The sequence below is a fragment of the Cupriavidus sp. 01T418 genome (genome assembly GCF_056398885.1).
In genome coordinates, this window is record NZ_JBFTQG010000011.1 from 92,668 (window position 1) to 115,363 (window position 22,696).

Consider the following 22,696-nt stretch of genomic DNA (forward strand, 5'->3'; position numbering starts at 1 on the left):
TTTGTGCTTTGCAACAAACCAACCGGAAGGTGTCGGGTTTCCGGTCATCGCGGCTTCAGGTGTCCGGAAACCGGACAGCGCCAATATGCGCCCGCGACAAGCACGGTAGCAGTAGCCGCAGCCGCCACGAACGGCTGAGCGTATGCACGGTGGCCGATGTGGCGGAGGCCGTCCGTGCCGACTAGCCATTGGTCTTTCGCGATGCGCCAGCGCGCAGGTTCAGGAAGTGGATTGCGTTGAGTTCGCGAACGTCCTGCCCTCGAATCCGAATCGGAAAACTGCTCGCAGCACGGATACGCTTAGCGAGGTTGTGACCGTGAGCCGCCTGACAACTTTGAACCCGGCAGCCAGCACACCGCGTGGCCAGAACTTCCATACGTCGATCTGATCACTGCGGCTCTCGCCATACAAGCACCACATACAAAAGTGCTCACAGTTATTGGAAATCAGGCGATAGCGATCCTCACCGATGCGGGAGTAGGCGCGTTGGACGGCTTCCACACCAGCGAACCTGGCGCCGGGGCTTTGCCGAACCCAGACCGCATGCCCCTGCGCGAATTCCGCGAGCGTGACCTCGTGCACCGGGCCGCGACGGAGCGACCGCGACAGACCCGCGTAATGCACGACCTTGCCGGCCCCCGCATAGACGCCATGATGCGTGTAGCAAAGCCGATCGGTGACAAGATGGGTTCCGATCGCCAGGTCCATTTCGGCAACCGCTTCAAAAATCAGGCGCCTTGACCTCACCGAATTCTTCATGGGCTTCACCACGTTCCGCTGCCATTCGCGTGAAACCAGCGCATAGCGCGTGCCAGCGCTACAAGCGATCTGCGTGGCGGAGCACAGGAAAGTCGAAGTTCGCCTCGGCGGCGACAGGCAGGCCTACGTGCCCGCGCCTGGCGCGATCCGCATTGGGCAACCGTCAGGTCTCCAACTCGTAAATGCCGGGGCTTGCCTGATGCCATTCGCATCGATCGCTGTCCGGAAAGCGTCCGATTCCCGGACACCGCTGCGCAGAGCGTCGGGAATCCGGACAGCGACACCTGGCCCCCCGACCAGGGATGTGGCCAGGGATGTGGCCAAGGAATGCCGGCAACTCCTTGATTTCAATCGCCTTGCGGGGCGGCTCCCTGGTGCCGGCCAGGTCTGGCACAAGCTTTGCCATGGATGGGTTGTGGGAGATCCCACCATGACTACATCAATGACAGGAGGCAGTATGCAATCGCAGTCCACCGTACAGGTGATGGGCATCGATGCTGGTGGCACGATGACCGACACATTCTTCGTGCGCTCCGATGGCCGCTTCGTGGTCGGCAAGGCGCAGAGCAATCCCGGCGACGAATCGCTTGCCATCTACAACTCTTCCGAAGATGCTCTCGCCCACTGGGACCGGACAGTGGACGACGTCTATCCGGAACTGGTGACTTGTGTCTATTCCGGTACGGCCATGCTCAACCGCATCCTGATGCGCAAGGGTCTCGCCGTTGGCCTTATCTGCAACCGCGGCTTCGAGCAGATTCATTCGATGGGCCGCGCCCTGCAGAGCTATCTGGGCTATGCATTGGAGGACCGAATCCACCTGAACACGCACCGCTACGATGAACCTCTGGTGCCCGTCTCGCGCACGCGTGGCGTCACCGAGCGTACCGACGTGCAGGGGCGGGTCGTGATCCCGTTGCGTGAGGACGAAGTCCGCCAGGCTACCCGGGAACTGGTAGAGGCCAACGCACAAGCCATCGTCATTTGCCTGCTGCAGTCCCACAAGAACGAAACCAGCGAGCAGCGCGCCCGTGACATCGTGCGCGAGGAGCTGAATAAGCTGAAGGCGGATATCCCGGTCTTCGCCTCGGTGGACTACTACCCGTCGCGCAAAGAGAGCCACAGGATGAATACCACCATCCTCGAGGCTTACGGCGCAGAGCCTTCGCGCCAGACCTTGAAGAAGGTGAGCGACCGGTTCAAGAAGCACGGCGCCAGGTTCGACCTGCGGGTGATGGCCACGCACGGCGGCACAATCAGCTGGAAGGCCAAGGAACTCGCACGCACCATCGTCTCCGGCCCCATCGGCGGCGTCATCGGCTCCAGGCTACTGGGCGAATACCTGGGCGACGAGAACATCGCCTGCTCCGACATCGGTGGCACCAGCTTCGACGTGGCCCTGATCACCAAGGGCAATTTCGCCATCAAGTCCGACCCCGACATGGCCCGGCTGGTCCTTTCGCTGCCCCTGGTGGCGATGGACTCGGTCGGCGCCGGCGCCGGCAGCTTCGTGCGCCTGGACCCCTACAGCAAGTCGATCAAGCTCGGCCCCGACAGCGCCGGCTACCGCGTCGGCACCTGCTGGCCGGAAAGCGGCCTCGACACGGTGTCTGTCTCCGACTGCCACGTCGTGCTCGGCTACCTGAACCCGGAGAACTTCCTGGGCGGCGCCATCAAGCTCGACGTGCAGCGCGCCCGCGACCACATCAAGGCGCAGATCGCCGACCCGCTCGGCCTGTCGGTCGAGGATGCCGCCGCCGGGGTCATCGAGCTGCTCGATCTCACCCTTTCCGAGTACCTGCGCGCCAACATCAGTGCCAAGGGCTACAACCCGGCGGAATTCACCTGCTTCTCCTACGGCGGCGCCGGCCCGGTGCACACCTACGGCTACACCGGGGGCGTCGGCTTCAAAGACGTCGTCGTGCCGGCCTGGGCGGCCGGCTTCTCGGCCTTCGGCTGCGCCTGCGCCGACTTCGAGTACCGCTACGACAAGTCAGTGGACCTTGGTGTTGCCCAGCGCGCCCCCGACGCCGACAAGGAAGCCGCCTGCAAGAGCCTGCAGGAAGCCTGGTCTGAACTGGCTGTCAAGGTCATCGACGAATTCGTCCTCAACGGCTACAAGCCCGAGGACGTGCTGCTCATCCCCGGCTACAAGATGCAGTACATGGGCCAGCTCAACGACCTCGAAATCGTCTCGCCGGTGACCCGCGCCGCCACCGCCGCCGACTGGGACCAGATCGTCGAGGCCTTCGAGAACACCTACGGCCGCGTCTACGCGAGCTCCGCCCGCTCGCCGGAACTGGGCTTCTCGATCACCGGCGCCATCCTGCGCGGCACCGTCGTGACCCAGAAGCCGGTGCTGCCCGAAGACACGGATGCCGGCCCGACGCCGCCCAAGGAAGCCTATCTCGGTACCCGTCCCTTCTACCGCCACAAGAAGTGGGTGGATGCCGCGCTCTGGAAGATGGAATCCCTCAAGGCCGGCAACCACATTGTGGGTCCCGCCATCATCGAATCCGACGCCACGACCTTCGTCGTGCCCGACGGCTTCGAAACCACGATCGACAAGCACCGCCTGTTCCATCTCAAGGAAGTGAAGTAAGGAGACCCGCCATGAACATGATGAGCAATAAAGAAGTCGGCTTCGCCGACCTGCTGCAGAACGGCCAGACGCTCAAGCAGCACCGCGACGGCATCATCGAGCGCACCAAGGCCACCGGCCACTACAACGGTCTCGAGAAGCTGGAATTCCGTGACAGCGACCCGATCGGCTACGAGAAGCTGTTCTCCAAGCTGCGCGGCGGCCTGGTCCATGCCCGTGAAACCGCCAAGAAGATTGCCGCCAGCCCAATCGTCGAGCAAGAGGGCGAACTCTGCTTCACGCTCTACAACGCCGTGGGCGACTGCGTGCTGACTTCCACCGGCATCATCATTCACGTCGGCACCATGGGCGCGGCGATCAAGTACATGATCGAGAACCAGTGGGAACTCAACCCCGGCATCAATCCGGGTGACATGTTCACCAACAACGACTGCGCCATCGGCAACGTGCACCCCTGTGATATCGCCACCATCGTGCCGATCTTCTGGGAGGGCCGCCTGATCGGCTGGGTGGGCGGCGTCACCCACGTCATCGACACCGGCTCGGTGACGCCGGGCTCGATGTCCACCGGGCAGACCCAGCGCTTCGGCGACGGCTACATGATCACCTGCCGCAAGACCGGCGTGAACGACGAGCCGCTGCGCGACTGGCTGCACGAGTCCCAGCGCTCAGTGCGCACGCCCAAGTACTGGATCCTCGACGAAAAGACCCGCATCGCCGGCTGCCACATGATCCGCGAACTGGTGGAGGAGGTGATTCGCGCCGACGGCATCGAGGCTTACGAGAAATTCACCTACGAGGTCATCGAAGAAGGCCGCCGCGGACTGCAGAGCCGTATCAAGGCCATGACCCTGCCGGGCAAATACCGCAAGGTCTCCTTTGTCGACGTGCCATACAAGCACGAGGATGTGCAAGTCTCCAACGCCTTCGCCAAGCTCGACTCCATCATGCACTCGCCGGTGGAGATGACTATCAAGCCGGACGGCAAGTGGCGCCTCGACTTCGAAGGCGCGAGCCGCTGGGGCTGGCACACGTTCAACGCCCATCAGGTGGCATTCACTTCCGGAATCTGGGTGATGATGTGCCAGACCCTGGTGCCCACTCAGCGCATCAACGACGGTGCCTACTTCGCCACCGAGTTCCGCCTGCCAAAAGGGACCTGGTGCAACCCGGATGACCGCCGCACCGGCCACGCCTACGCCTGGCACTTCCTGGTCTCCGGCTGGGCGGCCCTGTGGCGCGGTCTTTCCCAGTCCTATTTCAGCCGCGGATATCTGGAGGAGGTCAACGCCGGTAATGCCAACACCTCCAACTGGCTGCAAGGCGGCGGCATCAATCAGGATGGCGAGATCCACGCGGTCAACAGCTTCGAGGCCAGCTCCTGCGGTACAGGCGCCTGCGCCGTCAAGGATGGCCTCAACCACGCCGCCGCCATCTGGAACCCGGAAGGCGACATGGGTGACATCGAGATCTGGGAGATGGCCGAGCCACTGCTCTACCTCGGCCGGAACGTCAAGGCCAACTCCGGCGGGTATGGCAAGTACCGTGGCGGTTGCGGCTTCGAAACGCTGCGCATGGTGTGGAATGCCCAGGACTGGACCATGTTCTTCATGGGCAACGGCTTCATGAATAGCGATTGGGGCATGATGGGCGGCTATCCCTCAGCCACTGGCTACCGCTTCGAGGCACACAAGACAGGGCTGGACAAACGCATCGCCATCGGCGATTCCTTGCCTCTGGGCGGCGACATCGATCCGGGCAACCCGGACTACGAGCGCCACATCGATGCCACTGCCGTGGTCAAGCGTGACAAGCAGTGCATCACCACCGAGGACTGCTACGCCAACCACGACCTGTACCTCAACTACCTGCGCGGGGGCCCAGGCTTTGGTGACCCGATCGACCGGGATCCGAAGGCCGTCGAGGCGGACCTCAACCAGAAATTCCTGCTGCCGGAATATGCGCAGAAGGTCTATGGCGCCGTCTTCACCCAGGACGCCAAGGGCGTGTTCACGGTGGATGCAGGCAAAACCCAGGCCCGCCGTGCCGAGATCCGCAAGGAACGCCTGGCCCGGTCCCTGCCAACCCGCGAATGGATGAAGGAAGAGCGCGAACGCATCCTCAACAAGCACGCGTCCGTCCAGGTGCAACACATGTTCGCCACCAGCTTCGCCCTGTCGGAGAAGTTCACGCGGGAGTTCAAGGCATTCTGGAATCTCCCCGCGGACTGGCAGTTGCTGGAGGAAGAACTTGGCGTGCCGTCCTACGGCGCCAAGCACCGGATGGACCTCTCCCTGCTGCCCGACGTCACCACCGTCGTCCAGGTCGAAGAGTAATCACCGAATCAAGGAGTTAAAGAATGTCTGCCTACACCAATGAACAGGTCGCCCACCTCGTCGAAGGCTCCCTGGACTGGGAAACCACCTTCCGCATGCTCTCGATGCCCAAGGATGATAGCCGGTTCGAGCAGTACCTGGCCGCCCTGCAGGCCAAGGTGAGCTTCCCGGACCGCATCGTGCTTCCGCTCGGCCCGCACATGCATATTGTGCAATCGGCCGGCACCAGGAAGTGGGTGGTCAAGTGCGATTGCGGCCACGAGTTCTGCGACTACCGCGAGAACTGGAAGCTGCATGCCTCGATCTACGTGCGAGACACCGAGGAGGCGATGACCGAGGTCTATCCCAGGCTGATGGCCCCGGATACCCAGTGGCAGGTATATCGCGAGTACTACTGCCCGGCGTGCGGCACCATGCACGACGTCGAGGCCCCCACCCCATGGTATCCCGTGATCCACGACTTCGAGCCAGACATCGAGGCCTTCTATAAGGAATGGGTACACCTGCCGGTGCCGGAGCGCGCCCCGGACTGATCGCCGGGTGAGGGCGGGGCAGGCAATGCCTGCCCCCTGAACAACTGCTCCCCTGAGGAACAGGGAATATCAGCACGACCCGGACAAGCGCCACGTTGGCGTTTGTCCGGGTAGAAGCAGTCATGACCTACGACTTCACGGCCGCGCCCAGCCTGACTGGCCTGCGCGGAAAGAATCCAGCCAGTACCTGAAGGGAAGGCAGCATGAACCCCAACCTTGCTCACATGCTCGTCCGCACTGCCCGCGCCTATCCTGATCAGGCAGCGCTCTTCCTTGGCACCGATCAGCTATGCACCTTCGAGCAGCTTGCCGACCGCGTCGCGCGCTGCGCCTGCGGCTTGCGAGACTGGCTCGGACTACATGCCGGAGAACGGGTGGCGCTGGTCATGAAGAACTGCCCGCAGTACATCGAGCTTTTGTACGGCATCTGGCACGCGGGGTTGTGTGCTGTACCGATCAACGCCAAGCTGCATCCGCGTGAAATCAATAGCATCATGCAGGACAGTGGTGCCGGCCTCTGCTTTGTCACCGATTTCGAAGCAGTGCCTGACGCAAGGGCCATCGTCGTCGGCTCCACTGGCTATCACGCCCTCTTCGCGACACAAGGCACGCCGGTGACCAACGTCGCCGAGGATGCCCTCGCGTGGCTGTTCTACACCAGCGGCACGACGGGCAAGTCCAAAGGCGTCATGCTCTCGCACCGGAATCTCGCCGCCATGTCCCGGGCCTATTCCAGCGCTGTCACACGCATCGTTCCTGGCGACAGCCTGATTCATGCTGCGCCAATGTCCCACGGGTCGGGACTCTATATGGTCCCCCACATTGCCGAGGGCGCGAGTCAAGTGATTCCACCTTCCGGAGGCTTCAATGTCGCCGAGCTGGCCAGCCTCGTCGCCGCACACCCACGCACGAGCTTTTTTGCGGCGCCGACCATGCTCAACCGCCTGGTCGAGTATGCACGCCGGACCCGAGCCGACCTCTCCAGACTCAAGGTCGTTGTCTGTGGTGGCGCGCCTCTCTATGTGGAGGACGAGATCGCCGCACTCGACTGCCTGGGGCCCAAGATTGCCCAGATCTACGGCCAAGGCGAAAGTCCGATGACGATCACCGCTCAGTCGCCCGCCGAGATCGCCGGCGCCCATGCCGCCGGCGATCTTGAAGCGCTGTCTTCGGTCGGGCGTACCTTGCCCGGCGTGGAGATTCGCATCGCCGATGCCGAGGACCGTGCGCTCGCGGTGGGGGAAATCGGCGAGGTACTGGTGCGCGGCGCCACCGTTATGCAAGGCTATTGGAACAACCCGGGGGCCAGTGCGGCGACGCTGCGCAACGGCTGGCTACACACCGGCGATGTCGGATGCCAGGATGCGCATGGTCGGCTCACCCTCAAAGACCGCAGCAAGGACACGATTATCAGCGGTGGTTCCAATATCTACCCGCGCGAGGTGGAGGATGCTGTGCTCACTCATCCAGCGGTGGCCGAAGTCGCCGTGGTCGGCCGGCGCCATCCTGACTGGGGAGAGGAAGCGGTAGCTCTCGTCGTGCTGAAGACCGGGATGCGGGTGGCCATGTCTGAGCTTGACCAGTGGTGCTTGCAACGCATTGCCCGATTCAAGCGGCCGAAAGCCTATCTGTTCATCGAAGAATTACCGAAGAACAGTAACGGCAAGGTACTCAAGACTGCGCTACGCGATGGGTTGGCCAAACTTGGCGAAGAGGCGAATGCCAGAACCTGGCGCTGGAGGCTTGCATGACTGAAATACCGGAGTCTCAGCTTAGACTTCCGCGAGTGCGCACCCCAATCACGTCTGTACCTGTCACATGTGCTCATCGGGTGGCCTGCTGCCCGAGTTCTTGGGCAAGCCCGATGAGAATTCCTTCGGGGCCTCGGATGTAGCAGAGCCGATACGTGTCTTCGTACTGGACCACTTCGCCGACGAGCTCCGCGCCGCGTTTGCAGAGCCGGACGAGCGTATCGTAAATGTCCTCCACGGTGAACATGACGCGTAGGTACCCGAGGGCGTTCACCGGGGCGCGGCGGTGATCGGCGACCACGGGCGGTGCGAGGAATCGGGACATCTCGAGCCGGCTGTGACCGTCCGGCGTACGCATCATGGCAATCTCGACGCGCATGTCGCGCAAGCCAGTGACGCCGTCTGCCCAGTCCCCTTCGATTGGCGCACGCCCTTCGAGCTCGAGACCGAGTTCAGTGAAGAACTCAATGGCGGCGTCGATGTCTTCTACCACGATGCCGACGTTGTCCATACGCTTGACTGTCATGATGTCTCCTTGGCGTCTAACGATAAATAGGCCGAACGGAAGAGAGCGTGACAGTTGGCCTGATCGAACTGGCAGACGATGGACTTTGCACCTTGCTCACCTCTGGAAGCCACCTATGCAGTCAGTCTAACGGCGGAAACGTTTTGGGACGACAGCGTGACGTTCTGCATGATGGCCTCCAGAAAAGAAAACACCCTACCGCGTTACCCGCGTGTAGGGTGGGGGGCGACCATCTCATTAAGCCCGCCGAAGCGGGCTTCCATCGTGCGATGACGATCAATAACCGGCGGCCAGCCCAGTGTTGCGCCGCGGGTCGTTGGCGCCATAGAAGCGGTTGTTGCCCACTGGCTTGCCGTTGAGCGACGGCGCCCCGACGATGATCGCCGCCAGATGGTTGGCAGGCTGTGGCGGGCCGAAGTGGTGCCCCATGTCCTCCAGGATCTTGCGAGTATCCGGCGACAGCGCATAGTCCTCCACATTGGTCAGGTCCGGCAGCCATTGCTGATGGAAGCGAGGCATGTCGACGGCTTCCTGCACGGTCATGTTGTAGTCGATGGCATTGATCATGGTCTGCAGCACGGCTGTGATGATGCGACTGCCGCCTGGCGTGCCCACCACCATCACCGGCTTACCGTCCTTGGTGACGATGGTCGGGCTCATCGAGGACAATGGGCGCTTGCCCGGGGCGATAGAGTTGGCCTCGCCCTGTACCAGGCCATACAGGTTCGGCACTCCGACCTTGGCGGTGAAGTCGTCCATCTCATCGTTCAGGGTCACGCCCGTCTTGGCCGCCATGACCTTGGCGCCAAACCAGTCGTTGAGCGTGTAAGTGACCGACACGGCGTTGCCATACTTGTCGGCGATCGAGTAGTGGGTGGTGTTGCTGCCCTCATGCGGCTCCACGCCAGGTTTGATGTCCTTTGACACGCCCGCCTTCTTCGGGTCAATCGCGGCACGGATCTTAGCCGCGTAGTTCTTGTCCAGAAGGCGGTCCAGCGGGTTCTTCACAAAGTCCGGATCGCCCAGGTAGCTGTTGCGGTCGACATAAGCGTGACGCATGGCCTCGATCTGGTAGTGCACGGCCTGCGCTGAGTGGTAGCCCAGTTCCTTGAGCGGATAGGCTTCCAGGATGTTGAGCATCTCGCAAATGATCACACCACCCGAGCTTGGCGGTGGCGCCGACACGACGTGATAGCCGCGGTAGTCACACTCTACCGGCGCCAGTTCACGCGTTTTGTAGGAGTCAAGGTCCTGCTGCGTGATCAGGCCTTTACCTGCCTGGCTGGAAGCGACGATTGCCTGGCCCACCCAGCCCTGGTAAAAACCCTCGGTTCCCATGGCGCTGATCGCACGCAGCGTCTTGGCCAGGTCGCCTTGTACCAGCTTCTGGCCCACCTCGAACGGTTGGCCCTTGTTCAGGAAGACTGCGCCGGAGGCCGGGTCCGCCTGGAAGTCTTTGGTCGAGGTGTGCAGCATGTCCACGTCGCCCTGGTCGAGCCTGAAGCCGTTTTCGGCCAACTTTATGGACGGAGCCATCAGGTCGGCGCGCTTCATCGTGCCGTACTTCCGGCGAGCGTACTCCATGCCGGACACGGTGCCGGGTACGCCTACGGCCAGGTGGCCCTTGGTGGAGGCGCCCTTGATGACGTTGCCCTCCTTGTCCAGGTACATGTTCGCCGTGGCACCCTTTGGGGCGACCTCGCGGAAGTCAAGGAATGTCTTGCGGCCGTCGGTCAACTGGATGGTCATGAAACCGCCGCCGCCCAGATTGCCCGCGGCCGGATACACCACGGCCAGCGCGTAACCCACCGCCACCGCAGCGTCGACAGCGTTGCCACCGCGCTTGAGCACATCTACGCCTACCCTGGTGGCCAGATGTTGGGCCGTTACGACCATACCGTTCTCAGCGGCAACAGGGGTAACGGAAGCCGCGTACGAGGACGGCGCGAAGCTCGTCGTCAGACAAAGGGACGCAATCGCGGCGCACCACCGCAAACCTGGTTTCGGATTCATCGAGTCTCCTGGCGAATGTCGTCTATTCAGAAATCCTTAGGCAAGCGAATCCCGCTAAAGGCGCAACCTGAAACGCCGATCAGCAGCTTTGCCTATGGCTGGGTCCTGGCATGTGCGAGAAAGCGTTGGACGCACCATCGAGCCCAACGGTCTTTCGCGGCTCTTCCGGCGCACAATCTTCTCATAAAAATTGCGTACCCTCCACAAGGGAATCACGGCGCGGACACTGGCTATTGTCATTCTTCGACGACACACCAGCCAATCCGGGTCCCGTCCGTTGTTCTGCGGGGCGTCCCGACCCTAAGACACCAGCCGAAGGCGAGGTCCCTTGCCAAAGATGCCTAAGTAGAACAAGGCCCCGCTATTCGTACCTGTTGCAAAGTGCGTGGTCATGAGCCGGCCGGAATCCCGGCGAATGTCATCAACCTGCCATCGGCCGATGTGTTGCATACCTTGAGCAGTCCATCGACGATGGCCAACCAGCCCTGGCAGGGCTCGCCGCGGCGGCAGACGAATGCCCCGGAGGCCGCCGTCCGCAGTCCGGTACTGGTCCGGACGGCAGCCTGGAAGCCCGGGATCCAGCGTCGAATACCAGGAAGTGAGCCTGTAGCTGTCAGCGAGGCGTCACAACGATCGAGCGACGGCAGAGACGCCGCGACGCAATCGACCCTTAAAACCACTGGTTTAGTCTGACCAAACTGCGGGCCGCCGGTGCTTTCGCGTCCAAAAGGCCGTCGGAATACACATCATGTCTGCGGCTGAAGTGGCCGCCTGCGTCACACGAGGCCACACAAGGTGCGCACTAACCGACGTGCCCATCCCATCCGATTTTGGAGACTGGTGTCGACGGCGCCAAGTTAACTGGCAGTGAACGCTGCGTCCTTTCCCAATGGAATTGTCAGCCGGCAAGATCAGTTCCAGAATGAGCCAACGATGCAAGAACGGTGACAAGATTCAGGAGCTCCGGCGAGCACCCGGCATTTGCAGTGCGCTATGCAGGCAGCACGGCTCTGGCACTATCTGCAACCATTTGCCGTCCATATTCAGGATGTCCATTGGCGCAATCCGATCGATGTCAGGGAGAGCGAATGCGAAGGCATTTGATTGAAGGATTCGACTGACACAGCGAGGACTGCAAGATGGAATATAAGCCAATCAACCCGGCGACCGGAGAATTAGTCAAAACGTTCGAAAGTGCCAAGGCCCACGAGATCGAATGAATTATTGCGACGGCTCACGGTGCTTTCGAATCGAATGCACGGCGCGCATTGTTGGCAATAACCTGGCTACGTTGGCCAGAGAATTTCCACTCTCCAGCCTGATGTCAGGCTTGGCAGGATTCACGCAAACGCGAAGACGGTGACGGTCAGAGAAACCTGTCCTATATCGCTGATTCAAGCCCCTGGCTTCACGGGGCGGCCGAAAGAACCGGCCTTGTTCATCGACAGTTGCGCCTACGGAAACGGCAGCGCTGCATAAAACGACTTCTGCTGGCAAGCAGAGGCATCCGGAGACAAACATGACCCCCATGAATCAACACCGCTGCGCCGCGGTGGAGGACGCACTTTACAAGAAAGTCACTCTACGCGTGATTCCCTTCCTTTTTGTTGCCTACGTTGTTGCCTTCATTGATCGTATCAATATTGGCTTTGCGCAGTTGCAGATGAAGGGCGATCTCGGTTTCAGTGATGCCGTTTACGGGCTGGGCGCGGGGATCTTCTTTCTCGGCTATTTCCTGTTCGAAGTTCCCAGTAATCTTCTCCTGCACAGGATCGGCGCCCGCCGGACGTTCGTGCGGATCATGGCATGCTGGGGTCTGGTTTCGGCCGGGATGGCATTTGTCGTTGAACCCTGGCAACTGTACGTGATGCGTTTCCTGTTGGGCCTGTTCGAGGCCGGCTTTTTCCCGGGGATCGTACTCTATCTGGCCTACTGGTTCCCATCAAGTAGGCGAGCTTCCGCGATCTCGTGGATGTTCGCGGGCATTGCTGTTGCCGGCGTCGTGGGCGGAATCGCGTCCGGAACGATCATCGACCATACCAATGGGCTTTATGGTCTCAGAGGCTGGCAATGGATGTTCATACTGGAGGGAATTCCAGCGGTAGTACTTGGGATCATGGCCTACTGGATGATCGATGACGGTCCGCGCAGCGCCGCGTGGCTGACACCGCAGGAGCGCGATACCGTGCTCGCCAGGCTGAGCGAAGAAGACAGACTGAAGACTGAAGGTGCAGCGAATTCCATGAGGGACGTGCTGAGGGATGCGCGTGTGTATCTCCTGGCTGCTGCCTATTTCTCGCTGGTCTGTGGAACGATGGCGATCAGCTTCTGGCTACCGGCCGTGATCAAGGGCGCCGGTGCGAAGACGATCTTTGAGGTCGGCTATCTCAGCGCGATTCCGTACGGAATCGGGGCAATCGGAATCCTGTTGATCTCCAGACATTCCGACGCGAAGCAGGAGCGACGCTGGCACTATCTCGCCTGTACGTTCGGCGGCGGCATTGCGTTGTTCGTCCTGGCCTTCTGGACACACAGCCTGCCGGCTGCGCTGGTGTTGCTTGCCATTGCCGTGACGTTCTCATTCTCGGCCCTGCCTGTTTTCTGGGCGATTCCGCAACGCTACCTCTCTGGCGTTGGCGCCGCGGGGGGGATTGCCGTCATTAGCAGCCTGGGTCAGTTGGGGAGCTTCTTCAGTCCCACCATGATCGGCTGGATCAAGGCTACGACAGGCAGTCTCAACAATGGCCTGTTTGTCTTGGGCACGCTGATGATTCTAGGTGGCATTGGCCTGTTCCTGGCCCTGGGCAACCTGGAGAAGACCGGTGCGAAGGCGGCCGGCCTGACTCCTGCTGCCGAAGCTTGAATGCCAATCCACGTTGCACAAATGGCAAGGCGCGTCAGTCAGGCAAGCGTCTGTTCTATGCGGCGAGGCCGACCCTCGAAGGTCTCCTTGATGCCGCGGTAAACGACCGTAGATGGCCGGCAAGCGACCGCTCGCCGAACATCCATCAGGTTGTCACACTTCGGTTTGCTCGGCCATTTCGAGCGCGTCGTCTACTTTGATCCCCAAGTATCGAACCGTGCTTTCAAGTTTTGCCAAATCTCGATGACCTGGCTGTCATCGTCGCTCGCCGACTTGATTGCCTCGATGTCGCCTTCGGTCACGCGACCGCGCTCCCGCGCGATCGCCAACCACGTCCGGTCAAATCCGAACGTTTACTCGTCATGCACAACTACCATCTTGCCTTTTGCTTCTTTGGCTTCCATGATGCGGTGCGCCTCGGGAACCTCGTCGAAACGAAAGACCCTCCACGGCTTTGCCGAGTACTTCCCCGCGGCGACGTCAGCTGCAATCGTTTGAAGTGGCACATCCGACAGAGGGAAACCCGGCGTCCCGAACACGAAACTGCCGAAGAATGTCAAATCCACGCCGCTCGGCATTTGGAGCAGCGGATTGAAATCGGCAATCGGAGCCAGTCCGCCAAGCCAGCCCGCCAGGCATACTTTTCCGTCACGGCGAACCATGGACAGCGAATCCAGCATCGTGCTGTTACCGACAAGATCCAGCACCGCATCCAATTGCTTGCGCTCCGCGATATGCTGCGCAAGATCGGGCCGTTCTATCTCGCAACGGTCCACGCCATGCGCCTTTAGATGTTCAAAGCTCGATGTGCTAACCGTAGTGCCAATTACCGTCAGCCCAGCAGCCACCGCCATGTTGACTGCGGCAAGCCCGAATGCAGACGACGCACCGCGAATCAGAATAGTCTGCCCACGTTGAATTTTCAGGTTACGGAACAGACATGTCCAGGCTGTCGCGTATGACTGCGGGATGGCAGCCAGCTCCGCCCACGAAAGATCTGACTCGATCACCGCCACGTTCCTCGCCTGTACGCGCGTGTACTCCGCGTAGCTCCCATTGATCGTACGACCAAGGCCGCCCATCATTGTCGCTACTTTGGTGCCCACGGCGAACTCGCCGCCGGGGCATGCTTCAACGATACCGACACATTCAATACCGCTCACCGGTGCGGCTTCAGCCCATTCGCCGCGACGCATGTGCATCTCGGCATGGTTGATGCCGAACGCCTTGATCTTGATGACTACGGTTCCTTCCTTTGGCTCGGGCTTGGGGATTTCCTTGTACACCAAAGCTTCGAGACCACCAAAACCTTCTAGAACAATCGCTTTCACGTCGCTACTCCTATAGCAATAGCACCGCCGGCAGCTAGCGCCGACATTCGATAATCATTTCCGTCACTTGCCACCATCAGGTGGCGCCGCTTTTCTACCGGCAACTCGGTTTGGACGAGTCAGTCAAGACCCGGAAGTTCTCGAGCACAATTTCGCGCATGTGGCTACTCCTATGCTTGGCACTGGGGTCCACATGTCATCCAATAAGGAAATCGGATATGGCCGCTGCAATTTCTGCGGCATGCGTCTCAAGCGCGAAGTGGCCGGTATCGACGAAGCGGACTTCCGCGGTGGGGATGTCGCGCTTGAATGCCTCAGCCCCTGCGGGCAGGAAGAACGGATCGTTCTTCCCCCAGACAGCAAGGAAGGGAGGCTTGTGGTTGCGGAAATACTGCTGGAATGCGGGGTACAGCGCGACGTTGCTCTGGTAGCCGAACAGGTCAAGCTGGATCTCGTCTGCGCCGGGGCGGCTCAGATAGTAGTCGTCGAGCGAGTAGCCATCCGGGGACACAGACGTCGTATCGCGCACACCGTGCGTGTACTGCCATACGGTAGTCTCCTTCGTCAGCATGACGCGAAGTGCCTCCCGATTGGCGTGAGAAGCGTCCTGCCAATATGCCCGAATAGGGTTCCACCCGTCGCTCAAACCTTCTTCATAGGCGTTCCCGTTTTGCGAGATTATTGCGGCGATTCGCTCCGGATGCTTCAGCGCGAGCCGAAATCCCGTAGGTGCACCGTAGTCGAACACGTAAATGGCGAACCGGTCGAACCCGATCACCTCGGTAAAGCGGTCGATCACACTCGCGATGTTGTCAAATGTGTACGCAAAAGTGTCGCGGCTCGGCATGTCGGAAAGACCAAATCCCGGCAGATCTGGAGCGACGACATGGTACCGGGCCGCCAGTCGGGGCATAAGGTCCCGAAACATGTGACTCGAACTCGGAAATCCGTGAAGCAGTAGCAACTTTGGCGCTCCCACTCGGCCAGATTCCCGATAGAACACCTCGAAACCGTCAACGTCGGCATGGCGATAGGTAGTAATGGACATTTATTCCTTCAACAAGTGAACTAATGATTCTCGAGCGAAACAGGTAGCAACGCTCGCCTTCACGGGTCACGCTTCCCATTTGCTTCGAGTCGAACGATAAGCGTTGACCAGATCCGCCGACACCCCATTTATCCGCATGCGATCCAACCGGCAACGGATAAGCCACGTATCGACTCGGTAACCCTCATTCGTATGTTTTACAGGTTACTACATCGTTGTAACTTGTCAAGATGGTTTTTAGTGGTTACAGTATGTGCAGTGAAACAGTTATCGTTCGATATGGACTACAGACAGATTCCGGCGATCTTCGTCGCCGATGCGCCAGGGCTCGATTTCCTGAACTCGGTCGCGACGCCCGTTGATGAACAGGTCGACTGGATCAGCGATGGGGAAGGCTTGATGGCTTGGCTGGAACAGGCTGGACTAGTGCCGACCGAGGTGCTCGGAGCGATGCGGTCGCAGTACGCCCCTGCGCAACTGGATGAAATCGCAGCGAAAGCACGCGACCTGCGAGAGTGGTTCAGGGGATTTGTGCAGAAGAAAAAAGGACGCCCCCTGCTTGTCAAGGACTTGAAGGACCTCGAACCCTTGAACCGCTTGCTTGAGCGTGATGAGCAGTATGGAGAAATCGTCGCTATTGCGGATTCGGGGTTCGCCTTTCGTGCCAAGCGGCGTTGGCAATCAGCGGAGTCGTTGCTGATGCCGATAGCCGAGGCCCTGGCAAAGCTCGTGTGCAAGGAAGATTTCAGGTACGTGAAGGCCTGTGAGGGCAAGGGGTGCACACTGACGTTCGCCGATCACACGCGCGGGCACGCCCGCAGGTGGTGCAGCATGGCAAGTTGCGGCAACCGCGCCAAGGTTGCGGCACACCGCAAGCGGCTCAAGGAGGGGTAAGCCGAATATGGCCTACCAGTCCTCGGTCGATCCCATGCGGCGTGACCCAACTGACCCGGCTCGAGGGCGAGTTTGTTTTCATTGAGAAATACCTCGACCTTGTCCGGCTCGAAGGTGGACGGCCCCTGTCCATGCCGCCACTTGCGACGCTTAGATGTCAATCACCACATCGTCCTCCGGCCGGGCGCAGCAGATCAGGACATTACCCGCCGCAGGCAGATCGAGTGGATCAGGATGGTAGGTGACGGACCCTGAAATCAATCCGCTCTCGCAGTTGTGACAGACGCCGGTGCGGCACGACCATCGGACGGGCACGTCACACTCCTCGGCCAGTTCCAGAATGCTCTGACAGGTCGAAGGCTTCCAGTGTGCGGCGACGCCACTGCGCGCGAACGACACCAGCGGACCGGTGTTGGCATCGTCCTTCGGCTGATGCGGGCGTCGCGTTGCTACGTCCAGGACACCGGGCGTCAATGACTCACCGCCGTTGAAAATCTCAGCGTAAATCTGCTCAGGTTGCACGCCTCGGTCTGCGAGGGCCTCTTTCATCTCTGCCATGAAGCGAGTCGGCCCGCAAAGGTAAACATCCGCCCCACGCGGGACGCCGATCTCGGCGAAGACCAGTCGCGACAGGTGACCGGTAGCGTCGAAATCCTCCCCCCTCTTGTCGCGCGCCCCCGGGCTGCTATAGCAAACATAGCTGCGGCCGTGCACTAGAGAGAGTATGAGCCGGTGTACTTCCGCGGAAAAAGGATGGAGCTGCCGATTCCGAGCCCCATGGAGCCACAAAACCTGCCGGGTCGACTGAACAGCCACCAGCGCGTGCAGCATCGCCAGAACGGGTGTCGCCCCGATTCCCGCGCTGAGCAGCACGACTGGCCGGTCTCCCCGTTGCAAGGTGAAGCTTCCACGAGGCGAACTGACATCGAGAGCGTCCCCGATCCGGATATGGTCCCGTAGGTAGGTTCCGGCGGCTCCATTCGGCTCAATCTTCACACTGATTCGATAGCACTCCGTCGAGAGGGGACCCGAGAGCGAATAGCTGCGATATAGTGGCGGCCCGCCGACGGTCCGGTGAAGACGCAAGACCACGTACTGGCCGGGCAGAGCCTTGCGCAGCGGCTGACCGTCTGGACTCCGCATCGTCAGCGAGAGGACGTCCGCGGACTCCTGATCGATCCCCGTCACGGCGAGCGCCCGGAATCCCGGTGCAGCAGGATGCGACGCTGCCGCCGGCGCGAGGCCGGCGTTACCACTCACCGTGGTAGTCGTTTGAATTTGCGCTAACGCCTCAAACGACGAGCGCCAACCGGGGGAAAGCGACGCGATGCGCAATGCGCGCTCGAGTCGATCGCGCGCATGATTGGGCGAATACAGGAGCGAATTAATCTCTGCGACTGTCATCCGCTCCTTCGCCTCTCCCACCTTCACGATTTCGTCGCCGGCGCCCACCTCGCCTTCCTCCAGGACGCGGAAGTAGAATCCTGGCCGTCCGCTGGATGTCAGCAACGCCGGCATTCGGGGTTCGTTCATTCGAATGCCGACGCGATAGCAGGTAACGCGAGGTTGAGTGACCTCGAATAGCGCGTTGCCGATCCGATAGCGGTCGCCGATGCACACGGCATCGTCGGGCAATCCCTGGATCGTGAAATTCTCGCCGAATTGTCCATGGACGAAGTCGGTCCGCTTCAACTGCTCCTGCCAGTAGCGATACGATTCCATCTGGTAGACGAAGACGGCGCGCTGCTCGCCACCGTGCCCGGCCAAGTCGCCTTGACCGTCTCCGTCCAGATTCAACCAGTTGACCCGACAGCGGCCCAGCACCGGCTTCTTCCAAATTCCGGTGCGCACCGTGCGCCCCTTCCACTCGATATCGCGCGGAAGTCCGACGTTCACTGATATTAGGCGAGCCATGTCGCTCTGCTCTCTTGCTGAACCGAAGGTCAAGCGCCGACGTCGAGTACCGATTGCTGTGGAAAATCGCGCGCATGGCGGACCAATTCAGCCGCCGGCACCGTCGTAACCGCTTCCAACGGCGCAAACACTGCCCAGGCTTCGCGCAGTAGCGCCTTCAGTTCGGCAAAGGGATCGTCCGGCATGAGGACCTCCACGGGAAACCGGTGGACACTGTCAAGGAGAAGAAGTATTCCCCCCGTCAGAGTAGTTCGTGGTGGAGGAGAGTGCAAATCTACTGCGCCAAGGTGGGGACGTGGAGTACCTCGTCCTGGATTCATGGCGCACGCTAGGTCAATGACTGGACCAAACTATTGGCACACCTTGAGTCGATAGCGCAATAGTATCGGGTAGCAGTCACCTCAAGGTCCGCTTCCCTCGCCGGTCTTCCGGCTTGCTGCTGCCATTTTCGCGGTAAATCACTCCGCTACTTTCCATAATCGACAGGTTTGCATAATCGGCCTTTGCGGACTGTCCACCAAGACTTGCTCGCGGTGTGACACCCCGCAAAGGGGTGATTCCCGATTTGCTTTACGGTTTCGCGAGCAACCGGTCAACCATGGCGTTGACGGCACGCATTTGCGAACCCGATTTCAGCGCGTAATCGGCGCCGGTATAACCGAACCAGTCCCAGCAGCCTCGCGGATTGAAGGGGGCGGTAGACGCATTCACCTGTGGGTACAGCACAAGGATGTTGTTCGTGTCCGCCCAATTGTTGTAGTTCGTCTTCGCGTAGAAATCATCGCCGACCACAGCTTCGGACTGCTTGCACCCATGGAATGCCACGTGGACTTTGCACGTCGCTCCCTGATCGCATGACTTTGGTACATAGAGGAACCCTGTATCCGCCATGCCTGTCCCGGCCGTCGCGAATTCGCGCTGGTCGAATGGCACGATTCTCCCTGTCAGACTCTTCGCCGGCTGCTTCAGTGTGCCGTAGATCTGCTGAAGCAACGCGCCGGCTTGATCGTACTTCTGCCTGGCGACTGCGCAGTGACTGATATACGGGGATGCGTTATCGGAGCACACGTTGCCGTATGCCGGCGTGATAAATGCATGGCCGGCAGCCACATTGTTCACATACTGCAGGTTCCATGCAGGAACACCGGCTTCCTTGAAGAATGACACCGTCGCGTCGACCGCCTGCTGGTAGACGACAGTATCCTTGGTTCCGCTGAACACATAGATCCTGGCCTTCTGCAGATTCGATAGCAGGTCGATCTGACCGAGCGACGCGAATCCCTTCGCGGCGGTTACCATCAGGGCCGGATTCGGTGGCACGAACGGCACCTGCCCCATGCAGATCGTCGTGTTAAGGATGTTCCCGGCCGCGCAGTAGTATGGACCTCCTGCCACCACACCGGCACCGACAACCGAGCCCGAGTACGCGACTTGGTACTGGACTGCCATGAAGGCGCCCGACGACAGGCCGGAGACTGATGTCTGCGACGGGTCGCCAGCGTAGGAGGGCAGCGCATTGGCGGCCAGCGCGTTCAGCGCGTCAGGCCTGCTCAGCGTAAGGGTAGCGATATCGTCGACGACGGCGAGAGACAGCGTTTCGTAGTTCATTTGCCAGGGCTCCAATCGTGATCGTCAGTTCTCGTCGTTCCTGCTCATGCGCAGCCGCGCGCTGATAAGACACTGAAGCCGCTTGAAGCTGACGCCGCGCGCGCCAGCTCGCCTGCCTTAAACCCCGCGTGACCGCCCCCGACCACGGCGAACTCGGTGGTGTAGATACGCTTGACCACCCTGCCTGCGGTGTGCGGCTTCCCACGTGCGCCGTCTTTCGACATACGAGAGGACGCGCCCGAGCGTCGGACCGCCGATGTCGGGATTGCTTCGCCGATCCAGGGTGAAACCCGCATCTGCGGCGGGTCGGGGAGGACGGCTCGCGGTTCGTCCTCCCCGGCTGCCACGTCAGTTCGCTGGAGGGAAATCCAGGTCCGTGTCGTTGACGCGATTGAACGTGTTGGTGAACACGGTCAGGCCGATCGTCAGCGCGATGTCCGCCAGTTGCGCATCGTTGTACCCCGCACTGCGGATCGCGGTGAACGCCTCATTGTTGAGGGTCCCGCTCGTCTCCTGGATCGTGCGAACGAACTGAATCAGCGCGTCACGCTTCGCGTCGCCGGTGGACTCGCCTGCACGAATGCGGCGAACCGTTTCGGGCGACAGCCCGACCATCTTGCCAAGCATGACGTGTGCGGCAACGCAGTAGTCACAGCCAGTCAGTTCGCTGACCAGCAGCTTGATCGTCTCCAGGTCTTGCTTGCTGAGGCCGCCGGTTGCGAGAGCACCCTCGGCGTTCAGTACGGCCTTGAGCGTGGCGGGCGCAATATGACCGAGCGCTGCGAAGAGGTTGGGGACGCTACCACCGGTCGCCCGCTTGACCTGTGCGTAGACATCAGCGGTGGCACCAACTGCTGAATCGATTGCTGGTACGGTAATACGGCTCATCATTGACTCCTGAGGAAATCGGTTAGGTGAGGCTCTAGTCTAGGTACGCAAGATGAGCTTGCCGAGGCCTAACAGACTCAAAAGAATGCTCTAAAGTATCGCTATTGCCGTCGCGGAATCAATCGGTCGCTGCGTTCCGGCGGGCATTTACAGAGCTGCTGGGCATGACGCCCGCCCAGTGGCGTCGGACCATCGGCGCTCCGTCGCATGCCGATGAGCGTGCCGAGGAGGATGGTCTTCCTTTGGACCAGTCGACTGTAGCCGGGTACGAGCCAACGGAGTAGCGAGCTTGCGCCGACGGCCCTGGACCAGCGACTTTCCGACCGACGCGCCGCCATCGACGAAAAGCGTCCGACCTGTGATGAGCGCAGCGTCTTCTGACAGCAGGAATTCGATTGCCGTGGCGATCTCATCGGGTTTGCCGAAGCGATTCATCGGCACACTGGAAAGAAATCGCTTCTACCCGTCTCGCCAGGCATAAATCCTGACTCCTGGCGCAATCTTGCATCCAGGGGAGATCATCTTTCCATCGCGCGGAAATTGCCCGCGTTTGCGACGCTCGCCTGGAAAAGCAAAGCCCGCCCCGGCGGGCTTTGCTTTTCGAAGGCACAAGCCAGGCGCCAAGGAACGAAAGAACGGCCGCCTGATACTTTTGAGCAGTATCTTGACTCGTTCAGGCCTCAACAAGCTCACGCGCAGGACATACAGTACAGGTCACCAACAACCTCCTTTATGGAGTCAACGATGACCAGACATTCCCGAGGTACCAGAACTCCTCTTGGCAACGCTGTACGTCTCATGGCGGTCGCTGCACTGGCTGCGGTAAGCGCAACCTGCTTCGCGGCTCAAACGGTTGATCCTGGATGCCCGCCAGCATCCTCCGTCGCCAGGCTTTTCGGCGAAGCAGCTTCATCTGTCGATGGGGCGCGAACAGTGCGAGTCACACCGCAGACCCGGGCCGTGTCAGTGCATGCGGGAGAAACCGTCCGCTTCGACTTCGGAGCTACGTCCGCCGCCTGGACCTTCGCCGCCCGCCCAGGGAACACGGCTGTCGAACTAGTCAGCCTACTCCCTGATATCCCTGCAGCAAGAGGTGTCTGGGTCCACCAGAACGGTTCAAACGCATTTTCTGGTCATTGAAGACCTAACGGGACAACCGACTGTAATGGATCCGGTCATCCCATTCATTGGTGGCGTACAGCGAGCAAAGCGTGCGCGATTCCAAAATAAACAACACTTGAGGTTCATCATGAAACTGCTCACCAAAGCGATTGTTGTCAATACCATTGCCTTAGCGCTCGGCGCGGCGACGACCGTTGTACATGCAATGCAGGGCGACTACCCCTACGAAAAGAATGCCCGCATTTCCGGCGCCTGGGGCCCTCACGCATCTGCCGGAGGCAGCGTTACGGATAAGCGCGATCGGTTTCTCGATGGTGCGCGTTCTGTGACTGCGCCACGCGACCCCTATACCGATGGTGCACGGTCGGTACATGAGCCGCGCAGCGCGTTCACTGACGGTGAGCATGTTTTCGAGCCGATTGAGCGTTACAAGGATCACGCCTGACGCACATACTTGTCTCACTGACGAAGCGGACCGTCGAAAGGAGTTTCCAATGTCGCACGTTCA

17 protein-coding genes and 2 pseudogenes are annotated in these 22,696 nt (G+C 60.6%); 8 read left to right on the forward strand and 11 right to left on the reverse strand.

The window, feature by feature from the left end; genetic code table 11:
• Positions 1-219 precede the first annotated feature (219 nt).
• Positions 220-759, reverse strand: coding sequence for a lecithin retinol acyltransferase family protein (locus tag AC1DQ3_RS14200; protein WP_477120823.1), 540 nt, complete (start codon positions 757-759; stop codon positions 220-222).
• A 457-nt stretch (positions 760-1,216) separates the two neighbouring features.
• Between AC1DQ3_RS14200 and AC1DQ3_RS14205 the strand changes: the two genes are divergently transcribed.
• The 4 genes from AC1DQ3_RS14205 to AC1DQ3_RS14220 all read left to right on the forward strand — a co-directional run bounded on the left by AC1DQ3_RS14205 (position 1,217) and on the right by AC1DQ3_RS14220 (position 7,981).
• On the forward strand, positions 1,217-3,361 hold the full coding sequence (locus AC1DQ3_RS14205) for a hydantoinase/oxoprolinase family protein (protein ID WP_477120824.1): 2,145 nt from the start codon (positions 1,217-1,219) through the stop codon (positions 3,359-3,361).
• Positions 3,362-3,372: 11 nt separating this feature from the next.
• On the forward strand, positions 3,373-5,697 hold the full coding sequence (locus AC1DQ3_RS14210) for a hydantoinase B/oxoprolinase family protein (protein WP_477120825.1): 2,325 nt from the start codon (positions 3,373-3,375) through the stop codon (positions 5,695-5,697).
• 23 nt (positions 5,698-5,720) lie between these two features.
• The gene (locus tag AC1DQ3_RS14215) at positions 5,721-6,230 is read left to right on the forward strand and encodes an acetone carboxylase subunit gamma (protein ID WP_477120826.1); all 510 of its coding nucleotides are present in this window, start codon (positions 5,721-5,723) and stop codon (positions 6,228-6,230) included.
• Positions 6,231-6,433: 203 nt separating this feature from the next.
• The gene (locus AC1DQ3_RS14220; protein ID WP_477120827.1) at positions 6,434-7,981 is read left to right on the forward strand and encodes a class I adenylate-forming enzyme family protein; all 1,548 of its coding nucleotides are present in this window, start codon (positions 6,434-6,436) and stop codon (positions 7,979-7,981) included.
• A gap of 73 nt (positions 7,982-8,054) precedes the next feature.
• Here the strand turns inward: AC1DQ3_RS14220 and AC1DQ3_RS14225 are convergent, their stop codons facing one another.
• Positions 8,055-8,507 carry a VOC family protein gene (locus tag AC1DQ3_RS14225; RefSeq protein WP_477120828.1) on the reverse strand — a complete coding sequence of 151 codons (453 nt, stop codon included), beginning with the start codon at positions 8,505-8,507 and terminating at the stop codon, positions 8,055-8,057.
• 276 nt (positions 8,508-8,783) lie between these two features.
• Entirely contained in the window at positions 8,784-10,520 is a 1,737-nt protein-coding gene (gene ggt, locus AC1DQ3_RS14230; RefSeq protein ID WP_477120829.1) for a gamma-glutamyltransferase, read from the reverse strand.
• Between the two features lie 1,519 nt (positions 10,521-12,039).
• On the opposite strand from ggt, the gene AC1DQ3_RS14235 reads away from it, so the two are divergent.
• Positions 12,040-13,383, forward strand: coding sequence for an MFS transporter (locus tag AC1DQ3_RS14235; protein WP_477120830.1), 1,344 nt, complete (start codon positions 12,040-12,042; stop codon positions 13,381-13,383).
• 153 nt (positions 13,384-13,536) lie between these two features.
• Here AC1DQ3_RS14235 and AC1DQ3_RS14240 read toward each other — a convergent pair.
• The 3 genes and pseudogenes from AC1DQ3_RS14240 to AC1DQ3_RS14250 all read right to left on the reverse strand — a co-directional run.
• Positions 13,537-13,614 (reverse strand): annotated as a pseudogene (locus tag AC1DQ3_RS14240) (integrase); the annotation flags it as partial.
• 122 nt (positions 13,615-13,736) lie between these two features.
• The gene (locus tag AC1DQ3_RS14245) at positions 13,737-14,714 is read right to left on the reverse strand and encodes a zinc-binding alcohol dehydrogenase family protein (RefSeq protein ID WP_477120831.1); all 978 of its coding nucleotides are present in this window, start codon (positions 14,712-14,714) and stop codon (positions 13,737-13,739) included.
• A 196-nt stretch (positions 14,715-14,910) separates the two neighbouring features.
• Positions 14,911-15,762, reverse strand: coding sequence for an alpha/beta fold hydrolase (locus tag AC1DQ3_RS14250; RefSeq protein ID WP_477120832.1), 852 nt, complete (start codon positions 15,760-15,762; stop codon positions 14,911-14,913).
• A gap of 279 nt (positions 15,763-16,041) precedes the next feature.
• Here AC1DQ3_RS14250 and AC1DQ3_RS14255 point away from each other — a divergent pair, with 279 nt between their 5' ends.
• Positions 16,042-16,656, forward strand: coding sequence for a CGNR zinc finger domain-containing protein (locus tag AC1DQ3_RS14255; protein WP_477120833.1), 615 nt, complete (start codon positions 16,042-16,044; stop codon positions 16,654-16,656).
• Between the two features lie 150 nt (positions 16,657-16,806).
• Here AC1DQ3_RS14255 and AC1DQ3_RS14260 read toward each other — a convergent pair whose 3' ends face one another.
• The 5 genes and pseudogenes from AC1DQ3_RS14260 to AC1DQ3_RS14280 all read right to left on the reverse strand — a co-directional run.
• Positions 16,807-18,570 carry an MOSC domain-containing protein gene (locus AC1DQ3_RS14260; RefSeq protein ID WP_477120834.1) on the reverse strand — a complete coding sequence of 588 codons (1,764 nt, stop codon included), beginning with the start codon at positions 18,568-18,570 and terminating at the stop codon, positions 16,807-16,809.
• Positions 18,571-18,599: 29 nt separating this feature from the next.
• Entirely contained in the window at positions 18,600-18,755 is a 156-nt protein-coding gene (locus tag AC1DQ3_RS14265) for a hypothetical protein (protein ID WP_477120835.1), read from the reverse strand.
• A gap of 385 nt (positions 18,756-19,140) precedes the next feature.
• A complete protein-coding gene (locus tag AC1DQ3_RS14270; protein ID WP_477120836.1) occupies positions 19,141-20,178 on the reverse strand; it encodes an extracellular catalytic domain type 2 short-chain-length polyhydroxyalkanoate depolymerase in 1,038 nt (345 codons plus the stop codon).
• Between the two features lie 348 nt (positions 20,179-20,526).
• On the reverse strand, positions 20,527-21,066 hold the full coding sequence (locus AC1DQ3_RS14275) for a carboxymuconolactone decarboxylase family protein (protein WP_477120869.1): 540 nt from the start codon (positions 21,064-21,066) through the stop codon (positions 20,527-20,529).
• Between the two features lie 312 nt (positions 21,067-21,378).
• Positions 21,379-21,525: pseudogene (locus AC1DQ3_RS14280) on the reverse strand (SDR family oxidoreductase); the annotation flags it as partial.
• A gap of 339 nt (positions 21,526-21,864) precedes the next feature.
• On the opposite strand from AC1DQ3_RS14280, the gene AC1DQ3_RS14285 reads away from it, so the two are divergent.
• The gene (locus AC1DQ3_RS14285) at positions 21,865-22,206 is read left to right on the forward strand and encodes a CzcE family metal-binding protein (protein ID WP_477120870.1); all 342 of its coding nucleotides are present in this window, start codon (positions 21,865-21,867) and stop codon (positions 22,204-22,206) included.
• A gap of 109 nt (positions 22,207-22,315) precedes the next feature.
• Entirely contained in the window at positions 22,316-22,633 is a 318-nt protein-coding gene (locus AC1DQ3_RS14290) for a hypothetical protein (RefSeq protein WP_477120837.1), read from the forward strand.
• The last annotated feature ends 63 nt before the right edge of the window (positions 22,634-22,696 follow it).

Bases quoted from the DNA above. Each gene is read 5' to 3' on its own strand.
- AC1DQ3_RS14200 (WP_477120823.1), bottom strand. From the start codon at position 759: ATGAAGAATTCGGTGAGGTCAAGGCGCCTGATTTTTGAAGCGGTTGCC.
- AC1DQ3_RS14205 (WP_477120824.1), top strand. From the start codon at position 1,217: ATGCAATCGCAGTCCACCGTACAGGTGATGGGCATCGATGCTGGTGGC.
- AC1DQ3_RS14210 (WP_477120825.1), top strand. From the start codon at position 3,373: ATGAACATGATGAGCAATAAAGAAGTCGGCTTCGCCGACCTGCTGCAG.
- AC1DQ3_RS14215 (WP_477120826.1), top strand. From the start codon at position 5,721: ATGTCTGCCTACACCAATGAACAGGTCGCCCACCTCGTCGAAGGCTCC.
- AC1DQ3_RS14220 (WP_477120827.1), top strand. From the start codon at position 6,434: ATGAACCCCAACCTTGCTCACATGCTCGTCCGCACTGCCCGCGCCTAT.
- AC1DQ3_RS14225 (WP_477120828.1), bottom strand. From the start codon at position 8,507: ATGACAGTCAAGCGTATGGACAACGTCGGCATCGTGGTAGAAGACATC.
- ggt (WP_477120829.1), bottom strand. From the start codon at position 10,520: ATGAATCCGAAACCAGGTTTGCGGTGGTGCGCCGCGATTGCGTCCCTT.
- AC1DQ3_RS14235 (WP_477120830.1), top strand. From the start codon at position 12,040: ATGACCCCCATGAATCAACACCGCTGCGCCGCGGTGGAGGACGCACTT.
- AC1DQ3_RS14250 (WP_477120832.1), bottom strand. From the start codon at position 15,762: ATGTCCATTACTACCTATCGCCATGCCGACGTTGACGGTTTCGAGGTG.
- AC1DQ3_RS14255 (WP_477120833.1), top strand. From the start codon at position 16,042: ATGGACTACAGACAGATTCCGGCGATCTTCGTCGCCGATGCGCCAGGG.
- AC1DQ3_RS14260 (WP_477120834.1), bottom strand. From the start codon at position 18,570: ATGGCTCGCCTAATATCAGTGAACGTCGGACTTCCGCGCGATATCGAG.
- AC1DQ3_RS14265 (WP_477120835.1), bottom strand. From the start codon at position 18,755: ATGCCGGACGATCCCTTTGCCGAACTGAAGGCGCTACTGCGCGAAGCC.
- AC1DQ3_RS14270 (WP_477120836.1), bottom strand. From the start codon at position 20,178: ATGAACTACGAAACGCTGTCTCTCGCCGTCGTCGACGATATCGCTACC.
- AC1DQ3_RS14275 (WP_477120869.1), bottom strand. From the start codon at position 21,066: ATGAGCCGTATTACCGTACCAGCAATCGATTCAGCAGTTGGTGCCACC.
- AC1DQ3_RS14285 (WP_477120870.1), top strand. From the start codon at position 21,865: ATGGCGGTCGCTGCACTGGCTGCGGTAAGCGCAACCTGCTTCGCGGCT.
- AC1DQ3_RS14290 (WP_477120837.1), top strand. From the start codon at position 22,316: ATGAAACTGCTCACCAAAGCGATTGTTGTCAATACCATTGCCTTAGCG.